Origin of the sequence: Methylobacterium sp. J-076, assembly GCF_022829405.1 — a bacterium.
In the GTDB taxonomy this organism is placed as follows: Bacteria; Pseudomonadota; Alphaproteobacteria; order Rhizobiales; family Beijerinckiaceae; genus Methylobacterium.
Map to the genome: position 1 here is coordinate 1 of NZ_JAKSXW010000015.1, position 1,435 is coordinate 1,435.

2 protein-coding genes are annotated in these 1,435 nt (G+C 64.6%); both read right to left on the reverse strand.

The annotated features are described in order from the left end of the window. Positions 1 to 334, reverse strand: a 334-nt coding sequence (locus MKK53_RS00485) for a YetF domain-containing protein (RefSeq protein ID WP_243925875.1), incomplete at its 3' end; no start/stop codon positions are given. Between the two features lie 255 nt (positions 335 to 589). Beyond that, positions 590 to 1,384, reverse strand: coding sequence for a hypothetical protein (locus MKK53_RS00490; protein ID WP_243925878.1), 795 nt, complete (start codon positions 1,382 to 1,384; stop codon positions 590 to 592). Between the last annotated feature and the right edge of the window lie 51 nt (positions 1,385 to 1,435).

Consider the following 1,435-nt stretch of genomic DNA (forward strand, 5'->3'; position numbering starts at 1 on the left):
CCTCGGGCTTGCACGAGGGTGGAGCTACCTGTGACAGGGAGCGCGCGATGCCCCCACCGGCCCGCACGGTCGCGATGCGGTGGATCGGGCGCTTCGCAGGCGATTCTGCCTGCGACCGAATCGGTAAGGCGGAGAGCTGACACCGACCTGACGGGCGGGGCCTCCCAGGCGGGGAGGCGGCCTGTTCCTTCTCGATCACCGAGACCTTGCCGTCCCTCTCGATGATGGCGACGGCGACCTTGTCCAAGTCGTCGAGCCCCTGTTGGCGGGCGGCGGTGCGCCTGTGGACCCGCTGCTGCACTATCTCCAGTTCGGCGCCCTCGAAAGCCGGCATCTGGCGTAGCGGGACCCATCGGGCCGCGGCGGGGGTTCCCTCGTCCAATGTCGCAAGGCCCGCGAGGTCGGGGCACCTTCGCCGAGGGCGCGTGAGGGTGGGCGTGCCCTCGCGGACGGGCGGGAGCGAATGGCTCGTCCGGCTTTCAGATAGAAAGCGCCCGCCTGCCGCATTGTGGCAGGCGGGCGCTCGCGTGACGGTGCGTCCCGGCCTCTGCGCGAGGGGGCGGTCGCACCTCCCCCTACCCTGCTTCGACTACTTCGCAGTCACCGCGATCGTGTTCTCGGCCGCCACGGCGACGTCCTTAATGTCCTCGTTGGCGTGGTTCGCGACCGACTCTGCCGCGGCGGTATCTGCGTGGCTCTTCGGCTTGATGAGATCCTTGATTGCCTCCACATCGGATTTAAGGGAGGCGAAATCTGCTGCGAGGCTCTTCGGTCCCGCAAGATCTGCGATTACCTGCGAAGCAGATCCGACTATGGTGGAGACGCTATCTAATTGGTCCTTTAGCTTCGCAGTCCCGTCGATGATCTGATGAGCGACTCCGGCGCTGCCGCTGGCGGCGGCGCCCTCGCCTTGCCCAGGCTGGCTTGCCGTCCCCGCGATCGTGTGCTCGGCCGCCACAGCGACGTCCTTGATGTCCTGGTTGGCCTGGTTCGCGACCGACGCTGCCGCGGCGGCGGGCGCATCTTTCACGGGTTGCGCACCCTGGTCCGTCTTCGGCCCCAGCCTATCGCCGAGAATCAGGTGCGGTCCGAGAGCCGTCGTCTTGAGCGGTCCATCCGGTGTAAGAGAAATAGGAGTAGGAGGCCTACGACTAATATCTATATAGGTTTCATCGGCATGAATCGGTACATGAGAAATCGTTGGCGGTGATGTATCTGTGATCATGGGGTGGATAGGTCGGGGATGGCCAACCATATGAACACCAGGATTATGCTTAAGGGCCTCGAATTCCTTGGAAAAATCGGCTGTGGCCGCGTCGGCCGCATTCGGAGACTGTGAATTGGTCATCGCGGTCGGATTCGCCGCGCCGGTGATGCTGCTCATCGTGATGGTCTCGCCTTCCCGCACCCTCGGGCTTGCACGAGGGTGGAGCTA